This window comes from Leifsonia sp. NPDC058292 (genome assembly GCF_042880955.1).
GTDB lineage: Bacteria > Actinomycetota > Actinomycetes > Actinomycetales > Microbacteriaceae > Leifsonia.
Window position 1 is genome coordinate 36,262 of sequence record NZ_JBHVYL010000009.1, and the last position, 25,935, is coordinate 62,196.

27 protein-coding genes and 1 tRNA gene are annotated in these 25,935 nt (G+C 66.6%); 21 read left to right on the forward strand and 7 right to left on the reverse strand.

The features are described from left to right. The 9 genes from folK to cls all read left to right on the forward strand — a co-directional run bounded on the left by folK (position 1) and on the right by cls (position 8,359). A complete protein-coding gene (gene folK / locus ACFVWR_RS07435) occupies positions 1-570 on the forward strand; it encodes a 2-amino-4-hydroxy-6-hydroxymethyldihydropteridine diphosphokinase (RefSeq protein WP_387209761.1) in 570 nt (189 codons plus the stop codon). Then, complete coding sequence (locus ACFVWR_RS07440) at positions 567-1,055, forward strand: DUF3180 domain-containing protein (protein ID WP_387209618.1); 489 nt, start codon at positions 567-569, stop codon at positions 1,053-1,055. The genes folK and ACFVWR_RS07440 overlap by 4 nt, the downstream gene beginning before the upstream one ends. Then, a complete protein-coding gene (locus ACFVWR_RS07445) occupies positions 1,039-1,524 on the forward strand; it encodes a PH domain-containing protein (RefSeq protein WP_387209620.1) in 486 nt (161 codons plus the stop codon). The genes ACFVWR_RS07440 and ACFVWR_RS07445 overlap by 17 nt, the downstream gene beginning before the upstream one ends. Next, on the forward strand, positions 1,521-3,233 hold the full coding sequence (locus ACFVWR_RS07450; RefSeq protein WP_387209622.1) for a PH domain-containing protein: 1,713 nt from the start codon (positions 1,521-1,523) through the stop codon (positions 3,231-3,233). Before ACFVWR_RS07445 ends, ACFVWR_RS07450 begins: the two co-directional genes overlap by 4 nt. Beyond that, positions 3,230-4,003, forward strand: a complete 774-nt coding sequence (locus ACFVWR_RS07455) for a Rossmann-like and DUF2520 domain-containing protein (RefSeq protein ID WP_387209624.1) — start codon at positions 3,230-3,232, stop codon at positions 4,001-4,003. The genes ACFVWR_RS07450 and ACFVWR_RS07455 overlap by 4 nt, the downstream gene beginning before the upstream one ends. Before the next feature lie 61 nt (positions 4,004-4,064). After that, positions 4,065-4,940 (forward strand): pantoate--beta-alanine ligase, encoded by an 876-nt coding sequence (gene panC, locus ACFVWR_RS07460; RefSeq protein WP_387209626.1) that lies wholly within the window; start codon positions 4,065-4,067, stop codon positions 4,938-4,940. A gap of 34 nt (positions 4,941-4,974) precedes the next feature. Next, positions 4,975-6,489 carry a lysine--tRNA ligase gene (gene lysS, locus ACFVWR_RS07465; protein ID WP_387209628.1) on the forward strand — a complete coding sequence of 505 codons (1,515 nt, stop codon included), beginning with the start codon at positions 4,975-4,977 and terminating at the stop codon, positions 6,487-6,489. A 53-nt stretch (positions 6,490-6,542) separates the two neighbouring features. Beyond that, the gene (locus ACFVWR_RS07470; RefSeq protein ID WP_387209630.1) at positions 6,543-6,716 is read left to right on the forward strand and encodes a hypothetical protein; all 174 of its coding nucleotides are present in this window, start codon (positions 6,543-6,545) and stop codon (positions 6,714-6,716) included. Between the two features lie 179 nt (positions 6,717-6,895). Continuing rightward, a complete protein-coding gene (cls, locus tag ACFVWR_RS07475) occupies positions 6,896-8,359 on the forward strand; it encodes a cardiolipin synthase (RefSeq protein ID WP_387209632.1) in 1,464 nt (487 codons plus the stop codon). On the opposite strand, the gene ACFVWR_RS07480 is transcribed toward cls, so the two are convergent. From ACFVWR_RS07480 to ACFVWR_RS07490, 3 genes are all read right to left on the reverse strand, one after another. Continuing rightward, entirely contained in the window at positions 8,345-8,752 is a 408-nt protein-coding gene (locus tag ACFVWR_RS07480) for a type II toxin-antitoxin system VapC family toxin (RefSeq protein ID WP_387209634.1), read from the reverse strand. The genes cls and ACFVWR_RS07480 overlap by 15 nt on opposite strands. Then, positions 8,752-9,036 carry a hypothetical protein gene (locus ACFVWR_RS07485; RefSeq protein WP_387209636.1) on the reverse strand — a complete coding sequence of 95 codons (285 nt, stop codon included), beginning with the start codon at positions 9,034-9,036 and terminating at the stop codon, positions 8,752-8,754. The genes ACFVWR_RS07480 and ACFVWR_RS07485 overlap by 1 nt, the downstream gene beginning before the upstream one ends. 154 nt (positions 9,037-9,190) lie before the next feature. Further along, positions 9,191-10,171 (reverse strand): pirin family protein, encoded by a 981-nt coding sequence (locus ACFVWR_RS07490; RefSeq protein ID WP_387209638.1) that lies wholly within the window; start codon positions 10,169-10,171, stop codon positions 9,191-9,193. A gap of 57 nt (positions 10,172-10,228) precedes the next feature. Between ACFVWR_RS07490 and ACFVWR_RS07495 the strand changes: the two genes are divergently transcribed. From ACFVWR_RS07495 to ACFVWR_RS07510, 4 genes are all read left to right on the forward strand, one after another. Then, complete coding sequence (locus ACFVWR_RS07495) at positions 10,229-10,681, forward strand: hypothetical protein (RefSeq protein ID WP_387209640.1); 453 nt, start codon at positions 10,229-10,231, stop codon at positions 10,679-10,681. A 130-nt stretch (positions 10,682-10,811) separates the two neighbouring features. After that, positions 10,812-13,337, forward strand: coding sequence for an ATP-dependent Clp protease ATP-binding subunit (locus ACFVWR_RS07500; protein WP_387209642.1), 2,526 nt, complete (start codon positions 10,812-10,814; stop codon positions 13,335-13,337). 108 nt (positions 13,338-13,445) lie between these two features. After that, positions 13,446-13,961 carry an amino-acid N-acetyltransferase gene (locus ACFVWR_RS07505; RefSeq protein ID WP_387209644.1) on the forward strand — a complete coding sequence of 172 codons (516 nt, stop codon included), beginning with the start codon at positions 13,446-13,448 and terminating at the stop codon, positions 13,959-13,961. Positions 13,962-14,005: 44 nt separating this feature from the next. Further along, positions 14,006-14,644 carry a hypothetical protein gene (locus ACFVWR_RS07510; protein WP_387209646.1) on the forward strand — a complete coding sequence of 213 codons (639 nt, stop codon included), beginning with the start codon at positions 14,006-14,008 and terminating at the stop codon, positions 14,642-14,644. A 146-nt stretch (positions 14,645-14,790) separates the two neighbouring features. Here ACFVWR_RS07510 and radA read toward each other — a convergent pair whose 3' ends face one another. Beyond that, positions 14,791-16,152, reverse strand: coding sequence for a DNA repair protein RadA (gene radA, locus ACFVWR_RS07515; RefSeq protein WP_387209648.1), 1,362 nt, complete (start codon positions 16,150-16,152; stop codon positions 14,791-14,793). Between the two features lie 133 nt (positions 16,153-16,285). Between radA and ACFVWR_RS07520 the strand changes: the two genes are divergently transcribed. Continuing rightward, positions 16,286-17,212 carry an alpha/beta fold hydrolase gene (locus ACFVWR_RS07520; protein ID WP_387209650.1) on the forward strand — a complete coding sequence of 309 codons (927 nt, stop codon included), beginning with the start codon at positions 16,286-16,288 and terminating at the stop codon, positions 17,210-17,212. On the opposite strand, the gene ACFVWR_RS07525 is transcribed toward ACFVWR_RS07520, so the two are convergent. Next, entirely contained in the window at positions 17,202-18,038 is an 837-nt protein-coding gene (locus tag ACFVWR_RS07525) for an SGNH/GDSL hydrolase family protein (RefSeq protein WP_387209652.1), read from the reverse strand. The genes ACFVWR_RS07520 and ACFVWR_RS07525 overlap by 11 nt on opposite strands. Positions 18,039-18,143: 105 nt before the next feature. On the opposite strand from ACFVWR_RS07525, the gene ACFVWR_RS07530 reads away from it, so the two are divergent. Beyond that, positions 18,144-18,233 (forward strand) — tRNA-Ser (locus ACFVWR_RS07530). A 389-nt stretch (positions 18,234-18,622) separates the two neighbouring features. Next, complete coding sequence (locus tag ACFVWR_RS07535) at positions 18,623-19,150, forward strand: hypothetical protein (protein WP_387209654.1); 528 nt, start codon at positions 18,623-18,625, stop codon at positions 19,148-19,150. Positions 19,151-19,483: 333 nt separating this feature from the next. Here the strand turns inward: ACFVWR_RS07535 and ACFVWR_RS07540 are convergent, their stop codons facing one another. Beyond that, a complete protein-coding gene (locus ACFVWR_RS07540; protein ID WP_387209656.1) occupies positions 19,484-20,071 on the reverse strand; it encodes an AAA family ATPase in 588 nt (195 codons plus the stop codon). Next, positions 20,068-20,721 carry a bifunctional 4-hydroxy-2-oxoglutarate aldolase/2-dehydro-3-deoxy-phosphogluconate aldolase gene (locus tag ACFVWR_RS07545; RefSeq protein ID WP_387209658.1) on the reverse strand — a complete coding sequence of 218 codons (654 nt, stop codon included), beginning with the start codon at positions 20,719-20,721 and terminating at the stop codon, positions 20,068-20,070. The genes ACFVWR_RS07540 and ACFVWR_RS07545 overlap by 4 nt, the downstream gene beginning before the upstream one ends. Before the next feature lie 91 nt (positions 20,722-20,812). Here ACFVWR_RS07545 and ACFVWR_RS07550 point away from each other — a divergent pair, with 91 nt between their 5' ends. The 5 genes from ACFVWR_RS07550 to ACFVWR_RS07570 all read left to right on the forward strand — a co-directional run bounded on the left by ACFVWR_RS07550 (position 20,813) and on the right by ACFVWR_RS07570 (position 25,932). After that, positions 20,813-22,126 (forward strand): ABC transporter substrate-binding protein, encoded by a 1,314-nt coding sequence (locus ACFVWR_RS07550; RefSeq protein WP_387209660.1) that lies wholly within the window; start codon positions 20,813-20,815, stop codon positions 22,124-22,126. 65 nt (positions 22,127-22,191) lie between these two features. Continuing rightward, positions 22,192-23,124, forward strand: a complete 933-nt coding sequence (locus ACFVWR_RS07555; RefSeq protein ID WP_387209662.1) for a carbohydrate ABC transporter permease — start codon at positions 22,192-22,194, stop codon at positions 23,122-23,124. Then, a complete protein-coding gene (locus tag ACFVWR_RS07560) occupies positions 23,121-23,984 on the forward strand; it encodes a carbohydrate ABC transporter permease (protein WP_387209664.1) in 864 nt (287 codons plus the stop codon). The genes ACFVWR_RS07555 and ACFVWR_RS07560 overlap by 4 nt, the downstream gene beginning before the upstream one ends. Continuing rightward, positions 23,981-24,940: a Gfo/Idh/MocA family protein gene (locus ACFVWR_RS07565; RefSeq protein ID WP_387209666.1), complete on the forward strand. Its 960-nt coding sequence runs from the start codon at positions 23,981-23,983 to the stop codon at positions 24,938-24,940. Before ACFVWR_RS07560 ends, ACFVWR_RS07565 begins: the two co-directional genes overlap by 4 nt. A gap of 14 nt (positions 24,941-24,954) precedes the next feature. Then, positions 24,955-25,932 carry a Gfo/Idh/MocA family protein gene (locus ACFVWR_RS07570; RefSeq protein ID WP_387209668.1) on the forward strand — a complete coding sequence of 326 codons (978 nt, stop codon included), beginning with the start codon at positions 24,955-24,957 and terminating at the stop codon, positions 25,930-25,932. Positions 25,933-25,935 lie beyond the last annotated feature (3 nt).

Genomic DNA, 25,935 nt, shown 5'->3' on the forward strand with positions numbered 1-25,935 from the left:
ATGCGGCCCGCCGTGCCCGCCGTGCTGGCGCTCGGCGCTAATCTCGGCGATCGCGCGGCGACCATCCGGTCGGCCGTCGAGGCGCTCGGCTCGCTCGCGGGTGTGCGGGTGCTGCGCGTCTCCGGGCTGTACGAGACGCCCGCCCTCAAACTGACCGGGGTCGATCACGACGCCCCGGCCTATCTCAATGCGGTCGCACTCATCGAGACGACCCTGCTGCCGCACACGCTGCTCGACGCCGTGAACGGTGTCGAGAACGACTTCGGCCGGGTTCGCGACGAGCGCTGGGGCGACCGCACCCTCGACGTCGACATCGTCGACTACGACGGGCGCGAGTCCCACGACGAGCGGCTGACCCTGCCGCATCCGAGGGCCGCCGAGCGTGGGTTCGTGCTGGTCCCCTGGCTCGACGCCGACAACGATGCGCGGCTCACCGGCCACGGACGCGTCGCCGACCTCGCCGCCCGTGCCGCTGACCGCGAGACGGTCGTGCCGTACGCTACGAGTTCCGTGCCGGGTTCGATCGACGAGGTCGCTGAACGTTCCGGTGAGCGGGGAGGAGCCCGATGAGACGAACCCGAATCACCACGATCCTCGCGCTCGCCGTCGGTGGCGCCGTCGTCGGCTTTCTGCTGCAACTGGCGTTCGCCGGCGCCGGGCTGGCCGTCTTCATCCCGCCCGTCACCCTGCCGATCACGCTGATCGCGATCGCCGTGATCGTCGTGGCGTTCGCGGTGCCGATCCGCCGCGCGACGCATCCGACCCACGGCCGCACCGCTCGGCGCATCGATCCCTTCCGGGCGATGCGCATCGTCGTGCTCGCGAAGGCGTGCAGCCTCGCGGGCGCCTTGCTCACGGGAGCCGGCGTCGGCATCCTGGTCTACCTACTGAGCCGTGCGGTCATCCCAGCCGCCGGCACGATCGGCCTGGCCGCGACGGCGACCGCCGGGGCGGCCATCCTGCTCGCCGCGGGCCTCGTCGCCGAGTTCATGTGCACCCTTCCCCCGGACGACGACGAAGACAAGCCGGAGAGTGCTCATGCCCAATCGTCTTGACCTCTCGGTCGGAGACTGGCGGCGAGTGTCGCCGAAATACGTCGTGGTCGTGATCGTCGGCGCGCTGGTCTCCGGCGTCGTCGCGGCCGCGGTCGCGACCTTCCTCTGGCTGGTCGCGCGCTGGGAGTGGGGCTGGCTGCTGCTGGCCGCGGTGGTGGTCAGCACGGTGATCGGCCTCATCATCGCGCCGCGCCGGGCCCGATCCATCGGGTACCGGATGCGTGACGACGACCTGCTGTTCCGTCGCGGCATCATGTTCCAGCGCTTCGTCTCGGTGCCGTACGGGCGCATGCAGCTCATCGACATCAACCGCGGCCCGGTCGGCCGAGCTCTGGGCCTCGCCGACCTCAAGTTCGTCACCGCGGCGGCATCCACCGGCGTGGTCATCCCGGGGCTTCCGGAGGCGGAGGCGTCCGACCTGCGCGACCGGCTCGTCGAGCTGGCGGAGAGCAGGCGGGCGGGACTGTGAGCGAGCTTCCCGGCGGGCCCCTCAACGCCGTGGAGCGCGCGGCGGAGAGGTTCACCGACGGCGAATGGCACCGGTTGCATCCGGCCACGCCCCTCTTGCGCGGCGGCATCGTGTTCGTGGCCGTTCTCGGTTTCGTGCTCTCGAATCTGCGGGAGCGCATCGTCAACTTCTTCGTGGGCGCGCCGAACTACGGTGGCGACCCGCTCGACGAGCTCTACGACCGCGGGTGGGAGGGCTGGGCACTGCTCGCCGTGGCCGTCGTGCTCATCCTCTGCATCGGCGCGTTCTACCTGTCGTGGCGGATGCACACCTTCCGCATCACGGGCGACGCCGTCGAGGTGCGCAGCGGCATCCTGTTCCGCACGCAGCGGAAGGCACGGCTCGACCGCATCCAGGGCATCAATGTCGTGCGCCCGCTGTTCGCCCGCATCTTCGGCGCGGCCAAACTCGACATCTCGGTCGCCGGTCACGACGCCAACGTTCAGCTCTCGTATCTCGGATCGTCGCTCGCCGACGGGCTGCGGGCGGACGTGCTGCGGCGTGCCTCCGGGGTGAAGGCGGCCGAGCAGGAGGCGACGGATGCCGGCGGCACCACCGGGCCGGGCGTCGCGGCTCCGGGGCTCGTGGGCCGGCGGGTGAACGAGTTCCTCGCGCCCGAGCTCGATCCGAACGCCGCCCCGCCCGAGTCCGTCGTCAAGATCCCGCCGCTGCGGCTGCTCGGTTCGCTCATCCTCAGCGGGTTCACCATCTTCCTGCTCATCGTGATCGGCTTGCTCATCGTCGGGGCGTCGACCGGCCGGCTGTGGCTGCTGTTCGTGGTGCTTCCGGGACTGCTCGGCTCGGCGAGCTTCTACGTGAACCGGTTCACGAAGTCGGTGCGGTACTCGATCGCCGGCACCCCCGACGGGGTGCGGGTCGGGTTCGGCCTTCTGAGCACCAGCAACGAGACGCTTCCGCCCGGCCGCATCCACGCCGTCGAGGTGATGCAGCCACTGATGTGGCGGCCGTTCGGCTGGTGGCAGATCCGGATCGACACCGCGGGCCATTCCCGGGAGAAGGGCGCCGCCGGTCAGCCTGCGACGACCATGCTGCCCGTGGGAGACGCCGCCGACGTCGCCCGGGTGCTCTCTCTCGTGCTGCCTGCTTTCGCCACCGAGGAGCACCGGGCGGTGATCGCGGCGGGGATGACCTCTCGCGGACGCGACGACTTCGTCGGAAGCCCCCGTCGCGCCGCGTGGATCCGCCCGTTCTCCTGGCAGCGCACCGGCTACAGCATTCTCGACGGGGTGATCCTCCTGCGCCGAGGCGCTGTGTGGCGCAGCCTCTCCATCGTGCCGCTCGCCCGGCTGCAGAGCCTCGAGATCGCGCAGGGGCCGGTCGATCGGATGCTCGGCCTCGCCTCCACCCGCTTGCACACGGTGTCGGGCCCGGTGCGGCCGAGGCTCGCGGGCGTCGACGCGGTGCAGAGCGTCGACCTCTTCGAGACCGTGTCGGCCGGCGCGATCGCTTCGGCCCAGACCGACACCAGCCACCGCTGGGCGGCGATCGACGTGTCCGCGGTTCCGCCGGTGCAGTCGGCGGCGGTTGGTGGGGTGGATGCGTCGGAGGCTGGCGCGGGAGCCGGCGGAGACGATGGAACCGGTGGCCTGGACGCCGGCAGTAGACACGGTCGAGACGGCAGCACCGACAAGGGACAGGAATTCGAGTGATTGAACGCTCAGGTCGACTGGGACTGGGAATCGTCGGCGCGGGCCGGGTAGGACCGACGCTCGGAGCCGCGCTCGCCGGCGCGGGCCACGCGATCGTCGGCATCTCCGCGGTCTCCGAGCCGAGCCGCGAGCGGGCTGAGGCGATGCTGCCGGGCGTGCCGATCCTCGACGTTCCCGTGCTGGTCGAACGCAGCGAACTGGTGATCCTTGCCGTGCCCGACGCCGAGCTGCCCGGACTCGTCGCGGGTCTCGCAGCGACCGGGACATGGCAGCCGGGCCAGATCGTGCTGCACACTGCGCCCGGTTTCGGGGTCGGGGTGCTGGCGCCCGCCATGGCGGCGGGCGCCATACCGCTCGCCGTGCATCCCGCGCTCGAGTTCACCGGAACCAGTCTCGACCTGGCACGCCTCGCCGAGAGCTATTTCGCGGTCACCGCTCCCGGCCCCGTGCTGCCGATCGCGCAGGCCCTGGTCGTCGAGATGGGCGGCGAGCCGGTGGTCATCGCCGAAGCCGACCGCCCTGCCTACGCGGAGGCCATCGCGACGGCGACCTCGTTCCCGCGGGCGATCGTCGAGCAGTCGACAGAAATCCTGCGTGGCATCGGGGTCGAGAACGCCGGGCCGTTCCTGAGCTCGTTGGTGCGCTCATCCGTCGACAACGCCCTGAGCCGCGGCGCGTCCCCGTCGGCACTCGACATCGCGTCGGTTCTCGACGAGTTCGGCGAGTCCCGCCGGCGCCAGGGCGACACAGGCTTCGGCAGCGACGAGTAGCCTGGACGTCCGGCCGTGTCCGTGAGCGTTCCGTCGGGACGCGCCGGCCGTAGGGGAGCAGATGCCTGACGTCGTCACCACGATCGCGGAGCTTCGGCGCAGGGTCGCCCAGGCGCGGGAGACCGCACTGCGCGAAGGCAGTTCTGACGCGCCGGATGCCCGGGTCGTGCTCGTGCCGACGATGGGCGCGCTCCACGAAGGGCATCTCCGGCTGGTGAGCCGGGCGCGCGACCTCGGCGGGATCGTCGTCGTGTCGATCTTCGTCAATCCGCTCCAGTTCGGCCCGACCGAAGACCTGGAGCGGTATCCGCGAACGCTCGACGCCGATGTCGCCCAGCTCGACGGCCTCGCCGACCTGGTGTTCGCCCCGACCGCCGCCGAGATGTATCCCTCTGGAGCGCCGGAGACCCGCGTCACGGCCGGAGCGGTCGCCTCCCTCTACGAGGGCGAGGTGCGTCCCGGCCATTTCGACGGGATGCTGACCGTCGTCGCCAAACTCTTCAACATCGTCGCTCCTGACGTCGCCGTGTTCGGGCAGAAAGACGCTCAGCAGGTGCACCTGGTGGGCCGGATGGTCGGCGACCTCGATCTGCCCGTCACCATCGCCGTCGTCGACACCGTTCGCGAACAGGACGGGTTGGCGCTGTCGAGCCGCAACCGCTACCTCGACGACGATCAGCGGGCCGCCGCCGTCGTGCTGTCCCAGGCGCTCGCCGCTGCTGCGGCCGCCGCGCCGAAGGGGACGGATGCGGTGCTCGCCGCTGCCAGGGCGCGTCTCGCCGCCGAGCCAGCCGTTAAGCTGGACTATCTCGTGGTCGTCGACCCGGAGACCTTCCTCGCCGTCGACGCCGAGCACCACGGCCCTGCCACTGTGCTCGTAGCCGCCCGCTTCGGAACCACCAGGCTCATCGACAACGAGCGCATCAGCATCCTCTGAGCCGCAGCTCTCACCCTTCGAACGAAAGACGACAATGACGGAAGCGCAGACCACCGAGCCTGAACTCTCTGCTGACGAGATCAGCGAGCAGAAGGCGGTTCGCCTGGCCAAGCGCGAGCGCCTGATCGCGGAAGCGGCGACGCCCGGCGGCGGCGCGTATCCCGTGTCGGTTCCGGTCACCACGACGATCCCCGCGGTGCGTGAGCGCTTCGGCCACCTGCAGGCCGACGAGACCTCCGGCGAGATCGTCGGTGTCGCCGGCCGGGTCGTGCATCTGCGCAACACCGGAAAGCTCTGCTTCGCCGTTCTTCAGTCCGGAGACGGCACCCGCCTTCAGGTGATGGTGTCGCTCGCCTCTGTGGGGGAGGAGTCGCTCGTCGCCTGGAAGGAACTCGTCGACCTCGGCGACCACCTCTTCGTGTCCGGTGAGGTCATCTCCAGCCGCCGCGGCGAGCTGTCGATCATGGTGACGGAGTGGGAGATCGCGGCGAAGGCCATCCTGCCGCTGCCGAACCTCCACAACGAGCTGAACGAAGAGACACGCGTTCGCAACCGCTACCTCGACCTGATCGCGCGCGAGCAGGCGCGCACGAACGTCGTGAACCGCGCGAAGGCCGTCGCCAGTCTGCGTCGAACGTTCACCGAGCGCGAGTTCATCGAGGTGGAGACCCCGATGCTCCAGGTGATGCACGGTGGCGCCTCCGCTCGTCCGTTCGTCACCCACTCCAACGCGTTCGACACCGACCTGTACCTCCGCATCGCCCCTGAGCTGTACCTCAAGCGCGCGGTCGTCGGCGGCATCGATCGCGTGTTCGAGATCAACCGCAACTTCCGCAACGAGGGCGCAGACTCCACGCACTCGCCCGAGTTCGCCATGCTCGAGGCTTACCAGGCCTACGGCGACTACAACTCGATCGCCGACCTCACGCAGACCCTCATCCAGAACGCCGCCGAGTCGGTCTCCGGCTCGCACGTGGTGACGTGGGACGACGGCACCGAGTACGACCTCGGCGGCGAGTGGGATCGCATCCGGATGTACGACAGCCTGTCCGCCGCGGCCGGCGAAGAGATCACCCCCGCGACGCCGATCGAACGTCTGCGAGAGATCGCCGCCTCGGAGGGGATCGAGATCGAGCATCCCCTGCACGGCAAGTACGTCGAGGAACTGTGGGAGCACTTCGTCAAAGGCTCTCTCGTGCGCCCGACGTTCGTCATGGACTTTCCTGTGGACACGAGCCCGCTCGTGCGCGCCCACCGCTCGCGGGAGGGCGTCGTGGAGAAGTGGGACCTGTACACCAACGGCTTCGAATTGGCCACCGGATACTCCGAGCTCGTCGACCCCGTCGTGCAGCGCGAGCGGTTCATCGAGCAGGCGCGGCTCGCGGCCGCGGGTGACAACGAGGCGATGCGTCTCGACGAGGAGTTCCTGCGGGCGCTCGAGTTCGGCATGCCGCCGTCGGGTGGCATGGGGATGGGCATCGACCGTCTGCTGATGGCGCTCACCGGCCTCGGCATCCGCGAGACCATCCTGTTCCCGCTGGTGAAGTAGGCGCGGTCGCCGGTGGCCGCTTTCCCAGCCGGGCGCGTTACGATTAGCTCGTTATGAATGACGTCGTCGCAGGTATCGTCTGGTCGCTCGCACCCACCGTTCTGGTCGGGCTGCTCTTCTGGCTGATCATGCGCGCGATCATCCGCGCCGACCGCACGGAGCGCAAGGTCTACTCGCGCATGGAGGCCGAGGAGCGAGCTCGCCGCGGCCTTCCGCAGAAGCCGTAGCGGCAGAAGCCGTAGCCGCAGAAGCCGTAGCCGCAGAAGCCGTAGCCGCAGAAGCCTCGACACAGACCCCGCAGACACAGCGGTCGCCCTCATTCCGCGCTTTCCGGCCCCCGCTTCGATACGGTAGGCCATGAGGCGCGCATCCGGTGCGCCGATGAGGCCGAGGGAGAACCGCACCCATGGATGCAGCCCTCTGGACGACGATCATCGTGGGTTTCCTGCTGGTCGTCGACTTCATCATCCGTGTGATCGCGGTGATCGTGGTTCCGCGCAACCGCAAGCCGACTTCCGCGACCGCCTGGCTGCTCGCGATTTTCTTGATCCCCTACATCGGAGTGCTGTTCTTCCTGCTGATCGGCAGCTACAAGCTGCCGAAGCGCCGCCGCGAGAAGCAGGAGGAGATCAACACCTTCATCATCGAGAGCACCGAGGGTATCGAGCGGGTGCGCCGGGATCACCCGTGGCCGCCCTGGCTCGAGTCGGTCGTGCAGCTGAACCGCAACCTCGGTGCGATGCCGCTCGTGGGCGGCAACACGGCGTCGCTCGACGGCGATTATCAAGCCTCGCTGGATGCGATGGCCCAGGAGATCGCGGATGCGAAGCGGTACGTGCACGTCGAGTTCTACATCTTGTCGTGTGATCAGTCGACCAAGCCTTTCTTCGACGCCCTCGAAGCGGCGGTGCAGCGCGGCGTCGTGGTGCGGGTGCTGCTGGACCACATCGCGTCTTTTCGAACGAGGGACTACAGACACACCCTGAAACGGCTCACGGAGATGGGCGCGAAGTGGCACCTGATGCTGCCCGTGCAGCCGTTCAAGGGCAAGTACCAGCGCCCGGATCTTCGCAACCACCGCAAGCTCCTCATCGTCGACGGCAAGGTCGGGTTCATGGGCTCCCAGAATGTCATCGACCGCAGCTACAACAAGCGCAGCAACATCAAGCGCGGGCTCAAGTGGAAAGAGCTCATCGTGCGGCTCGAGGGGCCGATCGTCGCCGGTCTCAACGCGATCTTCATCACCGACTGGTACAGCGAGACCGACGAGCTGCTCCGACGCGAGACCGAGCCGATCACCGACGACCTCACCGACGAGTCCTTGGATGCGCAGGTCGTGCCGAGTGGCCCTGGTTTCGCCGGCGAGAACAACCTCAGGCTCTTTCTGGCGCTGCTGTACTACGCGCAGGAGCGCATCGTCATCACCTCTCCCTACTTCGTTCCCGACGAGTCGATGCTCACGGCGATCACGACGGCCACTCAGCGCGGAATCGCCGTCGACCTGTTCGTCTCGGAGATCGGCGATCAGGTGCTCGTGTATCACGCTCAGCGCTCGTACTACGAGGTGCTGCTGCGGGCCGGCGTGCGCATCTGGATGTACAAGAAGCCGTACATTCTGCACGCCAAGCACTTCACGATCGATGACGATGTCGCCGTGATCGGGTCGAGCAACATGGATATGCGCTCCTTTCAGCTCAACATGGAGGTCTCCCTCATGGTGCGCGGTCGGTCGTTCGTCTCGCAGATGCGCGAGGTCGAAGACGGCTATCGGCGCGACAGCCGCGAGCTCACCCTCGATGAGTGGATGCGCCAGCCGCTGCGCTCCACGGTGCTCGACAACCTCGCGCGTCTCACCTCAGCTCTGCAGTAGCTGCTCTAGGCTCAGAACCTCGCACTCGCTCGCCGCCGCTTTCGCGAGGCGCTCGTCTGTCGTGACGAGAGGCACCTGCAATCGCTCGGCCAGCGCGACGTACATCGCGTCGTAGGCCGAGACCGTGTGCCGAAGCCTCCACGCCGTCTCCATCAGAGGCAGGTGCCCGTAGCGCTGCACGCGGATGCGGCCGAAGTCGGCGAGCAGACGCTCGACCTTCGCCGAGAGATCCGGCCGGCGGGTGACGGACTTTCGAGCGAAGCTGATCAACTCCGGCGCTATCAGCTCGGGTGCCAAGAACTGCGATTCGAACTCGCGCACGGTCGCATCCGCGTAGCCGCGGAAGTAGAGAAGGTCGATGAGCGCGCTGCTGTCGATCACGGCGAGCGGCATCAGCGGTCGCGGTCTTCTCTGATCCAGCGAACGATCGTCTCCCGGTCGATGTCGTTCTCGACGGCCTCCCGCGGAAGCTCAGCGCTCTCGCGAAGGGAGCCGAGCTGTTCCTCGGTCTGTCGTTCGAGCTCGGCCCACCGTTCGTCGACGCGCATCCTCTCGGCGATGCGGGTGAGTTCGCGCCGGAGGTACTCGGAGTAGGACAGCCCTTTGGCTGCGGCGGCCGCCTTCAACCGGTCGTTGACGCTTGGATCGAGATCCCTGACTTGCACGGTGACTCCCATGGTTCGAGTGTATACGGATGTGCATGCAAACACCAAGATTCTGCATGCATTCGGTACACCCAGTCTGTCGGGCAGCGCGGCTGAGAACCACGCGAGTCTGTTATCTGTGGAGAAACCGTTCCGTCGCACCCTTGTGAGGGAAAGCGACGCTCCGTCAGCCGCGCGGTTTGAGTCGGACGGTCGGCAGTTCGGGCGCCGGCAACGCCGACCCGTCGTAGCCCGCGACCTCGCCGAAGCGACCGGCCGCGTCGCCGCCTGCGATCACATCGGCCTGCCACTCGGCCCGAGAGCGCACGACGTCGTCATGACTGCGGCCGATGAAGTTCCACCACATCACGATCTGCTCGCCGAGGGGACGCCCGCCCAGCAGGATGAGCCGCGCATCCCCATCGCCGACGGTGATGTCGAGCGCGCTGCGCCCGGGTGCGAGGTAGGCCAGATGCGCTCGCGCGACCGGAACGCCCGACACCGACACATCGCCGGCGTCGACCAGCACGCCGTGCTCGAACGACTCGTCGAGAGGAACCCGAACGGTGCTGCCTGCCGGCACGATCAGCTCGGCTCCCAGGAGCGGGCTGAACACGGTCGCGGCCGTGCCGCTCCCCGCCAGCGAACCGACGAACGTGCGCACCTCCGCGTCGCCGAGCCGCCCGACGACCGGCACGTGGTGCTCGAAGAACGGAGCGGTGTCGCGGGATGCCGACGGCAGCGCCACCCACAGTTGAACGCCGTGCAACCTCGTGGTGGCCGCGGTCGACACCTCCGAATGGCTGATGCCGTGCCCGGCGGTCATGAGGTTCAGCTCCCCAGGGCGCACCATCGCGTGGCTTCCGACGCTGTCCCTGTGCTCGATCTCTCCCGAGAACAGCCAGCTGACAGTCTGCAGGCCGGTGTGCGGATGCGGTGGCACCCGCATCCCACCGCTTGCCGACACGTCGTCCGGCCCATAGTGATCGATGAAGCACCATCCGCCGATCAGCGAGCGTCTGCGCTGCGGCAGCGTGCGCCGCACGTTCATGGCCCTCGGTCCGCCGAGCGGCACGTCGCGGGGCTCGAGGATCTCGACTTCGCCCGGGTCCACGGTCGCCGTGGCTGTGGCGACCAGCTCGGCAGGGTCGCTTTCCAGGTTGCTCACACGTGCATCCTAGAACGCGCTCAGCGCCCGTGACAGCGGCCTTCCTAGAATGGGGTCGTGCACCGTCCTCCAACCCCCGCAGCGGCATCGTCCGTCCGCGTTCGCGTTCCCTTCGCCGCCGCCGGAACGGTGCTGCTGGCGCTCGCGCTCACTGGATGCTCCACCACGCAGCACAAGCCCGTCGACCAGTACAAGGGCGAGCCGAAAGGCGTGGAAGCCCCCGCGAGCAGCGCCGGCGGGGCCGCATACGCGGTGTGGATGCAGCAGGGGGAGAGGTTCGCGATCGCCCTGTACGGCAGCTCGACCTGCCCGCCCAAGATCGCCTCCGTCGCCGTGGTGTCGAGCAACCAGCTCAAAGCGACGCTCGAGCCTGCGCCGGGCGGCATCTGCACGCGAGACTACGTGCCGTACACGAACGTCTTCGAGACGCCGAGCGGTATCACCACCACCTCGGATGTGACGATCGCGCTCCCCGACGCCACACTCACGCTTCCCGGACTGCCCGGCTGACGCCGCGCCGCTTGCCTGGGAAGACGGTGCAACCGTCACGCCCACGGCGAACAGGGGCAGATTCGGCGGGTGCGGGTGGTTACTCTCTTTGTATCGATGCCACCCCTGCAACGGCGTCGGAGGAGTAGACATGTTCGAGAGATTCACCGACAGAGCCCGCCGGGTCGTCGTCTTGGCCCAAGAAGAAGCCAAGATGCTGAACCACAACTACATCGGCACCGAGCACATCCTGCTCGGTCTCATCCACGAGGGCGAGGGTGTCGCCGCCAAGGCGCTTGAGTCGCTCGGCATCTCGCTGGATGCCGTTCGCGAGCAGGTGCAAGACATCATCGGCCAGGGTCAGCAGCAGCCGACCGGCCACATCCCCTTCACTCCCCGCGCCAAGAAGGTGCTCGAGCTCTCGCTCCGCGAGGCTCTGCAGCTCGGCCACAACTACATCGGCACCGAGCACATCCTGCTCGGCCTGATCCGCGAAGGCGAAGGCGTCGCCGCCCAGGTGCTCGTCAAGCTCGGCGCAGACCTCAACCGTGTTCGCCAGCAGGTCATCCAGCTCCTCAGCGGATACCAGGGCAAAGAGCAGGTTCAGGTCGGCGGAAACGATCAGGCGACCGCGCAGGCCGGCAGCCAGATCCTCGACCAGTTCGGTCGCAACCTCACCCAGGCTGCGCGCGACAACAAGCTCGACCCCGTGATCGGCCGCGAGAAGGAGATCGAGCGGGTCATGCAGATCCTGTCTCGCCGCTCCAAGAACAACCCCGTTCTCATCGGTGAGCCCGGCGTCGGCAAGACGGCGGTCGTCGAGGGTCTCGCCCAGGCGATCGTGCGCGGCGACGTTCCCGAGACGCTGAAGGACAAGCAGCTCTACACGCTCGACCTCGGCTCGCTCATCGCCGGTTCCCGCTACCGCGGTGACTTCGAGGAGCGCCTGAAGAAGGTCACCAAGGAGATCCGCACCCGCGGCGACATCATCACGTTCATCGACGAGATCCACACCCTGGTGGGTGCGGGTGCCGCCGAGGGCGCGATCGACGCGGCCAGCATCCTGAAGCCGCTGCTCGCCCGCGGTGAGCTGCAGACCATCGGCGCCACCACGCTCGACGAGTACCGCAAGCACTTCGAGAAGGATGCGGCCCTCGAGCGCCGCTTCCAGCCCATCCAGGTGGCCGAGCCGTCGCTGCCCCACGCGATCAACATCCTCAAGGGGCTGCGCGACCGCTACGAGGCGCACCACAAGGTGTCGATCACGGATGGCGCGATCGTCGCGGCCGCGAACCTCGCCGACCGCTACATCCAAGACCGCTTCCTTCCCGACAAGGCCATCGACCTGATCGACGAGGCCGGCGCCCGCCTGCGCCTGTCGATCCTGTCGGCGCCGCCGGAGCTGCGCGAGTTCGACGAGAAGATCTCGGCCGTGCGCTCCAAGAAGGAGGCCGCGATCGAAGACCAGGACTTCGAGAAGGCCGCGTCGCTGCGTGACGAGGAGAAGAACCTCCTCGGCGAGCGTCTGCGTCTCGAGAAGCAGTGGCGTTCGGGCGACGTGAAGACCACGGCCGAGGTGGATGAGGGACTCATCGCCGAGGTGCTGGCCCAGGCCACGGGCATCCCCGTGTTCAAGCTCACTGAGGAGGAGTCCGCTCGCCTGGTGTTCATGGAGAAGGCGCTGCACCAGCGGGTGATCGGTCAGGAGGAGGCCATCGCGGCGCTCTCCAAGACCATCCGCCGCACGCGTGCCGGCCTGAAGGACCCGAAGCGTCCTTCCGGCTCGTTCATCTTCGCCGGCCCCACCGGCGTCGGTAAGACCGAGCTGGCCAAGGCGCTCGCCGAGTTCTTGTTCGACGACGAGTCGGCCATGATCTCCCTCGACATGTCGGAGTACGGCGAGAAGCACACGGTCTCGCGACTGTTCGGTGCTCCTCCCGGATTCGTCGGCTTCGAAGAGGGCGGCCAGCTGACCGAGAAGGTTCGCCGCAAGCCGTTCAGCGTCGTGCTGTTCGACGAGATCGAGAAGGCTCACCCCGACATCTTCAACTCGCTGCTCCAGATTCTGGAGGAGGGGCGACTGACGGATGGCCAGGGCCGCGTCGTCGACTTCAAGAACACTGTGATCATCATGACCACCAACCTCGGCACCAAGGACATCACCGGCGGCCCCGTCGGGTTCCAGGTCGAGGGTGACACTCAGACCGGTTACGACCGGATGAGCGGCAAGGTCAAGGAGGAGCTGAAGAAGAACTTCAAGCCCGAGTTCCTGAACCGCGTCGATGAGATCATCGTGTTCCCGCAGCTGAGCAAGCCCGAGCTGCTGCAGATCGTCGACCTGTTCATCAAGCGCCTGTCGACCCGCCTGCTCGACCGCGACATGACCATCGAGCTCACCGTTCCGGCCAAGGAGCGTCTCATCGAGGTCGGGTTCGACCCGTCGCTCGGTGCCCGCCCCCTGCGCCGCGCGGTGCAGCACGAGATCGAGGACAAGCTGAGCGAGCGCATCCTGCAGGGTGAGCTGAACGCCGGCGACCACGTGCACGTCGACTTCAAAGACGGCGACTTCGTGTTCACCACCGAGGCCCGCAACGAGCCCGTCGGAATCGGCGTCAACGCGACCGCCGCGATCGGCGCAGGTCCCGCAACGCCCGACCTCGCCGCCTCCGGCGAATAAGGCACCGGTCGCTCGTCCGAGTGATACGAGAAGCGGGGTCGCCCTTCGGGGCGGCCCCGCTTTGTCGTCGACCACGCGAGGTGGCGTCGAGTCACTAGGCTTGTTCGGGTGAGTTCCGACCAGCCTCCCTTCACCATCCGCCGCGCGCGCACGAGCGATGTGACGCGCATCCAGGAACTCGTCGAGCCGCTCGTTCAGCGAAGGATCCTGCTCGGTAAAGATGCGGTGGTCTTCTACGAATCGGTGCAGGAATTCCGGGTCGCAGAGACCGACGAGGGCGAACTCATCGGCGTCGGCGCGCTGCACGTGATGTGGCGCGACCTCGCCGAGGTGCGCACACTGGCCGTGGCCGACTCCTGGCTGGGCAAGGGCGTCGGCCGTGCGCTGCTTGCACGCATCGAAGAGGATGCGCGAGAACTCGAACTGAGCAGACTCTTCTGCCTCACGTTCGAGGTCGGCTTCTTCGAGCGCAACGGTTTCGTCGACATGGGAGACGAGACGGTTGACCCGGCGGTGTACGCCGAGCTAGTGCGCTCACACGACGAAGGCGTCGCGGAGTTTCTCGACCTCGCCCGGGTGAAGCCGAACACCCTAGGAAATACCCGTATGTTGAAGCATCTGTAGCGAGTTGCCGCGGGAATCATCCCGGCCGCCGTTATCCTGCAGGCATGTCGACGTTCAAGAATCCTGTCGGCCCGCAGCCGAGCAAAGTCTATTGGCGACGCCGGTTGCTCGTCGGTCTCGGCGTTCTCGCTGTGATCGTCATCATCGTGCTCATCATCGTTCGCCCCGGATCGTCGAGCGGAACACCCGCGGGCACGACGACGACCACGCCGGCTTCGGCCACCACGCCCAAGGCCGGCGCCACGACCATCCCCACGGAGAAGACGTCAGCGAGCGGCGCACCGTGCAAGCCCGCCGACGTGAAAGTCGAGCCGGTGACGGATGCGGCTGCCTACGCCGCCGACCAGATGCCCAAGCTTTCCGTGTCGATCACCAACACGGGGTCAGCGTCCTGCAAGTTGAACGCCGGCACGTCGCAGCAGGTGTTCACGATCACGAGCGGCTCCGAGGTCTACTGGAAGTCGACCGACTGCCAGAGTGACAAGGTCGACGCCGAGGTGCTGCTGCAGCCCGGCAAGACCATCTCGTCGCAGACTCCGATCGACTGGGATCGCACCCGGTCCGACCCGGCGACGTGCCAGAGCACGCGCGACGCCGTTCCCGCGGGTGGAGCGTCGTACCACCTGTCCGCCTCGGTGGGCGGCGTCGAGTCGGCCGACACCAAGCAGTTCATCCTGAACTGACCGGCCCCGGCCCGCGCTGGTCTGGCCTTGTCTGCCCCGGCCCCGCGTCTGCCCCCGGCCGCGCCGCGCCGGTCATTCTGCGCCCCCGGCCCGAAATGTCCGGCGCGACGGATGTCCCACCGGCGCGTCGCGCGATTCTTCCGACGCTAGAACGCGGCGTCGAGTTCGCGTTCGCGCGGGGTGGCCCCGGAGGTGAACGCGATGCGAAGTGCTTCCCGGATGCTCTGGCAGCTCGCGTCGATCCGCGTGGCGTAGCCGAGCCGGGCGGCCTCCGTGGCCCGCTGTTTGCCTCCCGTGACTGGCCGCACCTCGCCGACGAGGCTGATCTCACCGAAGGCGGCGAGGGTGTGGGGGATCGGCTTGCCGTTCGCGGCCGAGGCGATGGCCAGAGCGATGGCGAGGTCTGCGGCGGGCTCGGTGAGCCGGATGCCGCCGACCGTCGAGACATACACATCCAGTTCGCCGAACAGGATGTTCGCCCGGCGCTCCAGCACGGCCAGAAGCATGGCGACGCGGGAGGAGTCGACGCCGTTGGTGACGCGCCGCGGGTTGGGGGCATTGGTCTTCACCACGAGGGCCTGCACTTCGACCGGCAGCGGCCGGCGTCCTTCCATGGCGACGGTGACGCAGGTGCCGGATTCAGGGGTCGTGTTGCGGCTGAGGAAGAGGCCACTCGGGTCGGCGACCTCTTCGATCCCGTCGCCTGTCATCTCGAAGCAGCCGACTTCGTCGGTCGGCCCGAAACGATTCTTGAGCGCCCGCACGAAGCGGAGTGCCGTCTGGCGGTCGCCCTCGAACTGGCAGACCACATCCACGAGATGCTCCAGAAGGCGGGGACCGGCGATCGAACCGTCTTTCGTGACATGGCCGACGAGGATCACGGGCAGGTTGCGGTCTTTCGCCACTCGGATGAGCGTGCTCGCGACCTCGCGCACCTGGCTCGGGCCGCCGGGGAGCCCCTCGCCGTTGGAGCTCGACACTGTCTGCACCGAGTCGACGATCACGAGTTGCGGGTCGACCGCGTCGATCTGCCCGACGATGGTGGCGAGGTCTGTCTCTGCCGCAAGGAACAGCTGGTCGTGCATCGCTCCGGTGCGCTGGGCGCGCATCTTGACCTGGCTGACCGACTCCTCCGCGCTGACGTAGAGCACGCGAGAGCGGGCGCGGGCGGCGCGGGAGGCGACCTCGAGCAGCAGGGTGGACTTGCCGACGCCGGGCTCACCGCTCAGCAGGATGGCCGCGCCCGGAACGATGCCGCCGCCGAGCACCCGGTCGAACTCCGCGATGCCGCTCGGCCAGTGGGTGACGGAGCCGGACTCGATCGTGGTGATCGCCCGCGCGGCGCGCTCCGCTCCGATCGACACCGGTTTGAGCGCACGCAACACGCCGGTCGGCGCCGCCGCCTCGGCAACCGTGCCCCAGGCCTGGCACTCGCCGCATCGGCCGACCCATTTGGCGGTCGTCCAGCCGCACTCGGTGCAGCGGTAGTTCAGCTGGGCTTTCGCCACTGGTCCTCCTCGGTGCGCCCATCGGTTGTATGGACAGGGCAACTGTATGTCTGACCACCGTCATCCGCCGCCAAGGCGCCCGGGCTGTGGGCACTTCCTGGTGAGCGTCGGTGGAGGGGAGCACAATGGTGGCATGGCGAATCTGACCTTCACCCTCGAATCGGGCCGCAAAGTCGGCATCACGACGCTCGGAGATCCGATCGCGGAGCGAATGCTGGTGTTCTGCCACTCGGCCCCGGGATCGTCTGCGTTCGACCCCGACCCTGACGTCTCGTCCCGGCGGGATGTGCACATCGTCGCCTTCGACAGGCCCGGCTACGGATCGTCCGATCCGCTGCCGTTCGGCGAGTGGCCGAGCATCCCTCGACTCGCCGACGACATCGCCGAATATCTGCGCGCCATGAACCGTGACGAGTCGGAGATCGGCATCTCGCGGCCGCGCACGATCGGCATCGCCGGATGGTCCGCGGGCGGACGGGTAGCCCTCGCGTTCGCCGCGCGCCACCCCGACATGGTCGACCGTGTCGCCATCGTCGGCACTCCGGCCCCCGATGAGCACGTGCGCTGGATCGACCCGCAACTGACCGAGATGTCGAATCACCTCGCGACGCTGCCCGCCGATCAGGCGCTCGAGCAGCTGACCGGCATGCTGCAGCCGCAGGCCGATGCCGTGCTCGGGGCCGCAGAAGACGGCGACGTTCCCCTCGAGCTTCTCGGCGCATCCCTCGTCGACGAAGAAGCATTGAGCCGGCGGGGCGCGCGGGATCGTGCGGGCCGGATGCTGAAAGACGCCTTCCGTCAGGGGCCGCGCGGGGTCGCCGCGGACATCCTCAGCTACACGGCCCGCCCGTGGGGTTTCGAGTTCGGCGACGTGGCGGCGAAGACTCTCATCGTGAACGGCCAGGCAGACCCTCTGGTCGGTAACGCCCACGCATCCTGGTACCAGAAGGCGCTGCCCGACGCGCGCGTCGAAATGGTGCCCGGCGCCGGGCACATGGTGGTCATCCCCGCCTGGGAGCGCGTGCTGTCGCACCTCGCTCCCGGAACCGTCAAGGAGTAGCGGGCGCTTCGGCCAGGTCGCCGACGGCGTCGGGGGCGTCGGTGTCGGGGCGTGCGGCCTCGGACGCTTTCGGCCGGCGCGGGAACAGCTTGGTCACCCGTGCGGTGACGGTCGGCAGAAACGCGGACGCCCACACGCGGTATCCGTGGTCGTTCGGGTGGAACAGGTCTTGCGCGAACTGTGTGACGACGCCGCGCAGCCCTTGCCGCTTCATCGTGTCGTGCAGCGGAACGACCGTCAGCCCGCGCTCGGCCGCGACCTGGCGCAGGATGCGGTTGCCCACGGCCACCTTCTTCTCGTTCCACGGCAGGTAGAAACAGGGAAGGTCGGCGACGATCGCGTGGTCGGGCAGAGCTGCGAACACTTTGCGGATGCCGGCCTCGAACAGCGCAGGATCGAACGCCGCGATGTCGTTGGCGCCGATCGCGACGGTGACGACGTCCGGCTGGAAGGTCGCAAAGCGCGGCAGCTGGTCGGCGACCGCGAGAGCCACGGTCGCCCCGGAGACACTGAGGTTGACGACTTGCACGGTGCGACCCGTCGTGGCCCGGATGTGGTCGGCGATCACCCCGACGTAGCTGTTCTTCGGAGCCGAGGCGCCGATCCCCTGCGCGGCACTGTCACCGAGCGCGACGTAGAGCAGCTCGCCCTCGGTCTTGGCCACATCCCGCCACCACTTGGAATGCACGGGAAGGGTCTCGTTCATCGCGGTGCGATTCAGCGCGAGGCGCTCCTGGGCCCGACGGATGCCCGCCCACGCACCGACACCGACCGCAGCCGTCGACAGCCCGGCGGTCACGAGCGCGACGTTCCTCTTCTTCGCCATGCCCGAACTTTACTCCCGGCGGATGCCCCGCCAACCGCATCCGCCCGCTCTCACGGCCACCTCCCAATTGGCGAATCGCCCCCAGGATCGCGTACAGTAGTCGGCGGTACCGTGTCCGAGCGGCCGAAGGTGCAACTCTCGAAAAGTTGTGTGGGTGAAAGCCCACCGTGGGTTCAAATCCCACCGGTACCGCCATAGAAAACCCCTGGTAAACCGGGGGTTTTCTGCTGTTCAGTGGGTTGTTCGCTGCGGTCTTGGTGCGTTTTCATCGGTGCGCAGGCCCTGGCTGACGTCGGCGAGACGCTCGCCGAGCGCGTCGCTGAGCACGCATCGCAGCGCCGTGAGGTCATTGCCGCCAGCCCTGAACTCCACGAGCGCGGGCAGGCAAAATCCAAGAAGCGGCCAATCAACTCAGGGACGCAGCCTGAGCACCACCCGATAACCAGAGATCGACCCATCCCGATTCACAGTACGTAGCCGATGAGCGATCCGTATGTGGCGATCGTTGGTGAGTCGGCGCTGGTGATTGTTCTTCGCGCGAGTCCGGGGTGTCGGGGATGGGCAGCGCGTGGTTGACTTTTCGCATGGCAGTTGCTCCCATGTTCAACGGGGACGCCTTGGTCGCTGAGCTAGACGCCCGCCGTACCGCGTTGGGCCTCGGCTGGCCGGCACTGGCAGAGGAGTTGACCCTGCAGTCAGGCGAGTTGAGGGAGGCACTCAACGACCATGCGGTGTGCCCGGGCGCGCTAGTCCGCACGGTGAGGCGCGGCACGATGTCCTGCCAGTACGCCCTCATGCTGCTGCAATGGCTGGGGCGTGCCCCCGAGGACTTCCTGATCGGACAACGGCGAGAGGTCGGACACACCCGCTTGCCCGCGATCGGCAGGGATGTTCGCCTGCGGTGGGACCTGCCTCAGCTTTACGCCGCCGTGAACGATCAGCGGCGCGAGCGCGAACTCACATGGTCCGCTCTGGCTGTCCAGTTCGGGTGCACACCGAGCCGCCTGACAAACCTCCGCACGGCACGTCTGGCTGACATGGACCTCACCGTGCGCCTCACGCAGTGGCTTGGACGGCCAGCAGCAGATTTTGTGCATCCCGCCACCTGGTGAGGACAACACCCGACAAAACCAGAGTTGTCGCGGTCCGATCAGGGATCCGCTTCCGCACCCGTTCGGGCTGGTGCCCGTGTCAGATGCGGATGAGGAGACAGAGTTGGTGCGGTTGCGTCGTGAGTCGCGTCGGCTGGAGAGGAGAACGAGATCCTGAACCGCGCGGCGGCGTATTTCGCGAACAACGTGCTCTCAAAACATCTTTCCAACTGATCGAGCAGCTGACGCCGAGAAACCTCACCGTTCGCTCGACTCTCCTTCGAGCATCTTCCGGCCTACCGAAAATCGCGTGGACAGCGCATCGGCCGCCCACGAACGGCCGCGATCACAGGGTCAAGCGTGAAGGGCACCCAGGAGCGCGTCGATCTCGGAGAAGTCGTTGTCCTTGTCGTTGGCGACCTGGACGCGCTCAGCGCCCTGCCATGAGCATTTCAGCGATCCGAACGCTTGCCAGTATGCGTCCCAATCGCTGAGTTTGACGCGGTCGCGAGCGCTGGCGCGCTCGATCAGACGCCGCTTGACGGTTTGCGCGGAGGCGACCACCTGAACGACACGGACCGGCACCTCCGGCCAGGAGGCTCCCGCCATGGCGGTGAGGAGGTAGTGAGGATCGGAGAGGTATGCGACGAACGGGGCATCCAGCACCACCGAGTGGCCGAGGCGCAGATTCTGGCCGGCGACCGCGAACAGCGCGTCATATTCGAGCGGCATGACCCGGCGAAGGTAGACGTCGTTCGATTCCCGGTCGGAGGCGTTCTGACCTAGCGCCTCGAGCGCAGCGCCGACCAGAGGGCCGGCTAGGACATCCTTGTCCAGGTACAGTGCGCCCGTGTACTCACTGATGTGGCGAGACACTGTCGATTTGCCGGACCCCGCCCCTCCGAGAGTGATGTACGCGGCCGGCCGCATGGCGGGGCTCATCGTGGACTGCGGGCCCGCTCGATCGCGGCGACGAAGCCTTCCGCAGCCTTCGTGACACGCTTCACGTCACCGTCGCCACGGGCGGCCTTCGTGATCGCGCTGCCGACGCCGACAGCCACGACGCCGGCGTTGAACCATTCACCGACGTTCGCAGTGGTCACGCCCCCGGCCGGAACAAGCGGGATGTGCGCGAGCGGAGCGAGGATCGCCTTGGCGTAGGGCATTCCGCCGGCCTCGGTCGGGAAGAGCTTCACCATGTCCGATCCGGCTTCGGCAGTGTTCAGGATCTCGGTCGGCGTGTACGCACCGCTGATCGTGGCCACCTGGTAGCGATTGGCAACACGGATCATCTCGGGGTTCAGGTTGGGGCTCACGAGGAACTGCGCGCCGGACTGGATGCTCGACCATGCGGCGTAGCCGTCAAGCACCGTGCCGGCGCCGATCGTGACGTCTCGACCTGCGAAACGTTCGGTCAGTCGCTCGATCACCTGCAGAGCACCCGGGATCGACAGTGTGATCTCCAGTGCGCGGATCCCGCCGTCGACCGCGGCCGAGGCCACGTCGAAAGCTTCCTCCGCATCGTCCAGGCGAACGATGAGCACGGCGCCGGAATCGCGGATGGTCGTCAGGGTGTCGAGTTTGTGGAACACGCGACCAGTAAACATGCGAAAAGAAGAAAATGCAACCGATCTCAGCAACCGATCTCATTTCATCGCATCGGACGGTTGACATTCGAACAGCGTGACTCTAGCGTTACTGCAACCGATCTCAGCAACCGATCTCATTGGAGAGATTATGTATCGAAAGCGATGGGGCTTTGCCGTCGCGGCCGCCGCGACCGCAGCAATGGTGCTCGCTGGATGCTCCCCCACATCCGCCCCTGCCGAATCGAAAGGACCGGTGACGCTCTCGTATTGGGACTTCATCGATCCCACTCAGGACAACCCGCGCTCTGCTGCGTTGAAGGAGAACATCGCCAACTTCGAGAAGGCGAATCCCGACATCAAGATCAACCTTTCGGTGGTGTCGCTGGGTGACATGCTTTCTCGGCTGCCGCAGGCGGCGGCGGCGGGCACTTCGCCCGACGTGTTCAAGATGTTCTCGCCGGTGGTTCCTCAGATGGCTGCCGCAGGAGCGTACTCGCCACTGCCCGCCGACGCCTCGAAGATCACCGACTGGCTGCATCCGACCAACAACCTGGCAGGGCCGGACGGGAAGCAGGTGGCGGAGCCATACGAGTACCGCACCTGCACCCTGTACTACAACCAGAAGATCCTGAGTCAGATCGGCGCCACGGTTCCGACGACATACGACCAGGTCGTCGATGTCGCCAAGAAGGCCGCTGCCGCCGGGTTCACCGGGTTCGGAACTGGATTCTCGGACACCGACAACTCGGCCGTCATCGGCACCTTCTTCGATTGCTTCATGAACCAGATCGGTCAGCAGCTTCAAAAGAACGGAAAATACGACTTCGCCACGAACAAGGGCGACGAGTTCGGCAAATTCCTTGCCGACCTTCGGGATGCCAAGGCTCTCGGTAAGAATGTCGTTTCCGATACCTACAGTTCCGTCGCCGACGGGTTAGCGAACGGGACCGTCGCTATGGCAGTGCTCGGTACCGAGCGCATCGTGACGTTCGGCAAGACCGCGCCGGACGTGAAGTCGACCTCGCTTCCGACGGCCTCCACCGGTGGAACGACCGGGACCACGTTCGGCTGGACCCTCGGCGTCGGTGCCGGCAGCAAGCATGCTGACGCCGCGTGGAAATTCATTCAGTACATGACCGGCCCCAAGGCTGGTGCGGTCATGGCCACTGGCGGTGAAGTACCTCCTCGCGCGGCGACGTACAAGCAGCCGTTCTTCTCCACGGCGGACGCGAAGACGATCAATGACATCGCGGACTATGTGAAGAGCAACAGCAAGCCCCGCATGTATCCCGACAACTGGAACACGTTGTCCACAGGGTTGGCCAACGCCGGCCAGGCCTTGATCCTGAAAGGCAGTTCTGGCACCGAGTTCATCAAGTCCGCGCAAGACGCCGGAAACAGCAAATAGCACCTCCGACCCGAATAGCTTGGGGGAGCCTGCGCCAGCCGGCTCCCCCAGGAAAGCAGGACATCATGTCAACGACGACTGTGGCGTCGCGCAGCTCAGTTCAGCGGCCTCCGCGACCACGAGACTCGACCGGGCGACGACGACGGAAAGACCGCGTTCTGTGGCTGTATGTCGCCCCTGTCTGCGTGGTCTTCCTTTTCGTCTTCGTAGGGCCTCTTTTCTATACCGCGTGGACAGCCCTCCACGAGACCACCTACTACCAGATCGGAACGTTCAGCGGGCTGGACTCCTTCGTCGCGCTCTTCTCCGACCCGAACCTGGCGAACAGCATCGGGATCACCGTCGTCTTCTCGCTCGGGTCGCTCGTGATCGCGCTACCCGCCGGACTATTGTCCGCGATGGTCCTGAATAACCTGCACCGATTCAAGCGCACGGTACGAAGCCTGTTCCTCCTGCCCTGGCTGCTGTCCCAGGCAACAGCCGGGACGATGTGGGTCTGGTTCCTCAACCCGAACTACGGGCCCGGGAGCGCCATCACCGAAGCTCTCGGGTTCGGCCCATCCGACGTCTTTTCCACGACAGGGGGCGCGCTGGTCGCCGTCACCCTCATCACGGCGTGGTGGTCGTATCCGCAAGCAATGCTGCTTTTCCTCGGTGCGCTCCAGACTGTGCCCAAGGAGCTCTACGAAAGCGTTCGGGTCGACGGGGGTGGCGTCTGGAGAAGCTTTGCCAACGTCACGCTGCCCTATCTCCGGAACACGATCGTGTCCGTGGTGGTAGTGCTGCTCATGCTTTACGTGCAGATGGTCACGATCATCCTCGTCACCACACGAGGCGGACCGCTCCGAGCCACCGAGACGCTATCCATGCGCGTCTTCAATCAAGTCTTCCAGCAGTACAACCTGTCCGGCGCTTCCGCGACAGCCATTCTCCTCTTCGCCATCAACGTCGTCCTCACCTTGATCGCGCTGCGCTTCCGACGGAGGGAAAGCTTATGACCACGTCACCGACCGCTCGCCGGAGTAGCCGGTGGGGCACCATCCTCCGGGGCGTCCCGAGATGGGTGTTCATCGTCCTTTCAGCCCTGGTGGTGCTCCCGCCCGTGGCCTGGATTCTTTCGACTTCTCTGAAGCTCCCGGCCGACACCATCCAGTTTCCGCCGAAGTGGATCCCGGACCCGTTCTCCTTCGCGAACTACGCCGGCATCTTCACACCGACGAACATGCGGTTCTTCCTCAATTCGTTGATCTACTCCTGCGGTTCGATCGTTCTCGCCCTCGCGATTTGCGTCCCCGCGGCCTACGTCGCGACCCGGTTCCGCAGCCGCCGCATGGAAACCGTGATGACCGGCATCCTTGTTCTCTCCATGGTCCCGGCGATCGTCGTCTTCATCGCCCTGTACTCCATGTTCGTGAAGACGGCGCTGATCAACACGTACCCTTTCCTCATCGTCGTGTACGCGGCGATCATCTGCGGGCAGACCATCCTCTTCATCCGAAACTTCATCGAGAACATTCCTCTGGAGATCGAAGAAGCTGCGGCGATCGACGGATGCTCGCGTGTGCAAATCCTGTGGCGGATCGTGCTCCCTCTCATCCGCCCCGGCATCGCTGCGATCGCCATCTTCATCTTCGTATTCGTCTGGAATGACTACCTCGTGGGCACCGTCCTCGCCACGACTCAGGACATGAAGACGGTTCAGAATGGCATCGTGCAGTACCTCCAAACGGGATATGGCGCATTCTGGGGTCTCTTCGCAGCCTTCGTCACGGTCGCATTCATTCCCGTACTGGCGCTGTTCGCGCTGTTCCAGCGCTGGTTCATCGCCGGACTGACATCCGGTGGGGTGAAGGGATGACCGTGGCGACACGGGTGGCGGTCATCGGCGCGGCCGGGTGGGCCGGGAGCCGTCACGTACACGCATTCCATGCCATCGGCGCCCGCGTCGTGGCTCTGGTGGACCCGAGCCCGCGTACGGCCGAGCTCGCACGGGAAGTCGGCGCCAGGGTGCTGGAATCCGCGCGTCAGCTCCACCCGTCGGAGGCGGACCTCGTCGTGGTGTCGCTGCCGAGCAGCATGCAGCCGGGCGTGACGGCAGAGCTGTTGCGCCAAGGGCTGCGTGTTCTGGTCGAAAAGCCGGTCGGCTCCTCGCTTGCGAACGCCGAGCTGTTGTCCGGGGTGGAGAACGTCGACCAGAACCTCATGGTCGGGTACACGCTGCATCACCATCCCGTCGCCCAGAGGCTGGCGGAATGGATCGCCTCCGTGAACGTGATCAGTGTCAGCGTTCGGTCCGCGGCTCGCAAGACGAGCGTCGACTCGTGGCGCGCCGCGCCCGACGAGGGCGGTGTCGTCGTCGTCAACGGCATCCACGCCATCGAGTATGCGGCGTCACTCTTTCCTGGTGAGGCGACCGTGCGGTCCACCTACGTCAGCGACGAATTGCACCGCGCGGGCGTTGCCGACTACACCGCCACGACGCTCACCTTCCAGGACGGGCCGATTCTGAGGCTGGAGACGTACTGGAACCCGTGGGAGCACACGACCGGCCTCAATCGCAACGACTGGTCCCTCGAGATCGACGTCGTCGCGCATGAAGGCCGGCGACTCTGGTCCAACTGGTCATATCACGAGTGGGATCGGTACGGGTCGGAGACGGTGCGGCACTTCCCCGAGATCGACCTCTTCCGCGAGCAGGCGGAAGCGGCGCTCCTGTTCGCCGGAGGTCGGCCTCCGACTGTCGGGTATCGGCAAGCGCTGCGAGCGACGGAGATCGCGGACGCGATACTGGCAAAGGTGCGAGAGCGGATATGAGCAAAGCAAGAACAGTGATCATCGGCGCCTCGCACTGGCACCTGCCGCTCTGCGCCCAGGCGATCGCGGATCGGCACCACGTGCTTGGCAGCTCGGATCCGGATACCTCTCGGGTGGAAGTCCTGAGTCGGCTGTGGGGTGGCACGCTGCACTCCTCGTGGGAGGAGTTGCTGTCCGCCTACGACGACATCGAGTTGGCCTACGTCTTCGCACCCCATGACACGATGCGCTCGATCTGCCTGGCGCTGATCGAGCGCGGGATTCCGGTCGTCGTCGAGAAGCCCGCCGGCATCGCGCTCCGCCAGGTGGAGGAGGTCCGGCAGGCCGCTGAGGCGGCCGGCGTACCGATCGCCGTCCCCCTCGTGCAGCGAGGCGGCCCCGTGGAGCAGTGGCTCTGCAAAGCGGGAAGCTCTGTCTATGAGAGCACTCAGTTCATCGCCGGACCCCCCAACCGGTACCTGATCAGCGGTAATCCGTGGATGGTGGAGCTTGAGCGCGCTGGAGGCGGATGCATGATCAACCTGGCTCCCCACTTCGTCGACCTGTTCCTGCAGTCCTCCGGAGCTCGAGAGGTCACCGTGACAGCGGCGATCTCTGCCAAGCTGCATAGCGCGGAGGTCGAAGACTATGCCTCGCTCACCCTCGCCACCCCCGACGGGCGAGTTGCGACCGTGCAGGTGGGCTACGCCTTCCCGACCTCGCCGCTGAAACGCCACTGCGCGTACATGCGGATCGGCGCTGAGGGAACGGCGACAATATGGTCGGATGGTCGCGCGTCATTCACGTCCACGGGCGGTGTCACGGAGACATCGCAGTTCAACGTGGACAGCGACCCCCTCTACGCACTGTTCGTCGACACCGTGGCCGACCAGCTGAGCCACGGGTTTGCGGGCCTGCCTGGGATTCGTGATCTGGAAGCGACGATGGCCATCATTTGGGATGCGTATTCGAAAGCAGGACGAGGGAGTATCGGTGTCCAACCACAGCATTGACGA

Coding starts and splice junctions, on each gene's coding strand:
- ACFVWR_RS07445 (WP_387209620.1), top strand. CDS start 1,039: ATGCCCAATCGTCTTGACCTCTCGGTCGGAGACTGGCGGCGAGTGTCG.
- cls (WP_387209632.1), top strand. CDS start 6,896: ATGGATGCAGCCCTCTGGACGACGATCATCGTGGGTTTCCTGCTGGTC.
- ACFVWR_RS07440 (WP_387209618.1), top strand. CDS start 567: ATGAGACGAACCCGAATCACCACGATCCTCGCGCTCGCCGTCGGTGGC.
- ACFVWR_RS07560 (WP_387209664.1), top strand. CDS start 23,121: ATGACCACGTCACCGACCGCTCGCCGGAGTAGCCGGTGGGGCACCATC.
- ACFVWR_RS07520 (WP_387209650.1), top strand. CDS start 16,286: ATGGCGAATCTGACCTTCACCCTCGAATCGGGCCGCAAAGTCGGCATC.
- ACFVWR_RS07510 (WP_387209646.1), top strand. CDS start 14,006: ATGTCGACGTTCAAGAATCCTGTCGGCCCGCAGCCGAGCAAAGTCTAT.
- ACFVWR_RS07555 (WP_387209662.1), top strand. CDS start 22,192: ATGTCAACGACGACTGTGGCGTCGCGCAGCTCAGTTCAGCGGCCTCCG.
- ACFVWR_RS07485 (WP_387209636.1), bottom strand. CDS start 9,036: ATGGGAGTCACCGTGCAAGTCAGGGATCTCGATCCAAGCGTCAACGAC.
- lysS (WP_387209628.1), top strand. CDS start 4,975: ATGACGGAAGCGCAGACCACCGAGCCTGAACTCTCTGCTGACGAGATC.
- ACFVWR_RS07525 (WP_387209652.1), bottom strand. CDS start 18,038: ATGGCGAAGAAGAGGAACGTCGCGCTCGTGACCGCCGGGCTGTCGACG.
- ACFVWR_RS07540 (WP_387209656.1), bottom strand. CDS start 20,071: ATGAGCCCCGCCATGCGGCCGGCCGCGTACATCACTCTCGGAGGGGCG.
- panC (WP_387209626.1), top strand. CDS start 4,065: ATGCCTGACGTCGTCACCACGATCGCGGAGCTTCGGCGCAGGGTCGCC.
- ACFVWR_RS07535 (WP_387209654.1), top strand. CDS start 18,623: ATGGCAGTTGCTCCCATGTTCAACGGGGACGCCTTGGTCGCTGAGCTA.
- ACFVWR_RS07480 (WP_387209634.1), bottom strand. CDS start 8,752: ATGCCGCTCGCCGTGATCGACAGCAGCGCGCTCATCGACCTTCTCTAC.
- ACFVWR_RS07470 (WP_387209630.1), top strand. CDS start 6,543: ATGAATGACGTCGTCGCAGGTATCGTCTGGTCGCTCGCACCCACCGTT.
- ACFVWR_RS07500 (WP_387209642.1), top strand. CDS start 10,812: ATGTTCGAGAGATTCACCGACAGAGCCCGCCGGGTCGTCGTCTTGGCC.
- folK (WP_387209761.1), top strand. CDS start 1: ATGCGGCCCGCCGTGCCCGCCGTGCTGGCGCTCGGCGCTAATCTCGGC.
- ACFVWR_RS07565 (WP_387209666.1), top strand. CDS start 23,981: ATGACCGTGGCGACACGGGTGGCGGTCATCGGCGCGGCCGGGTGGGCC.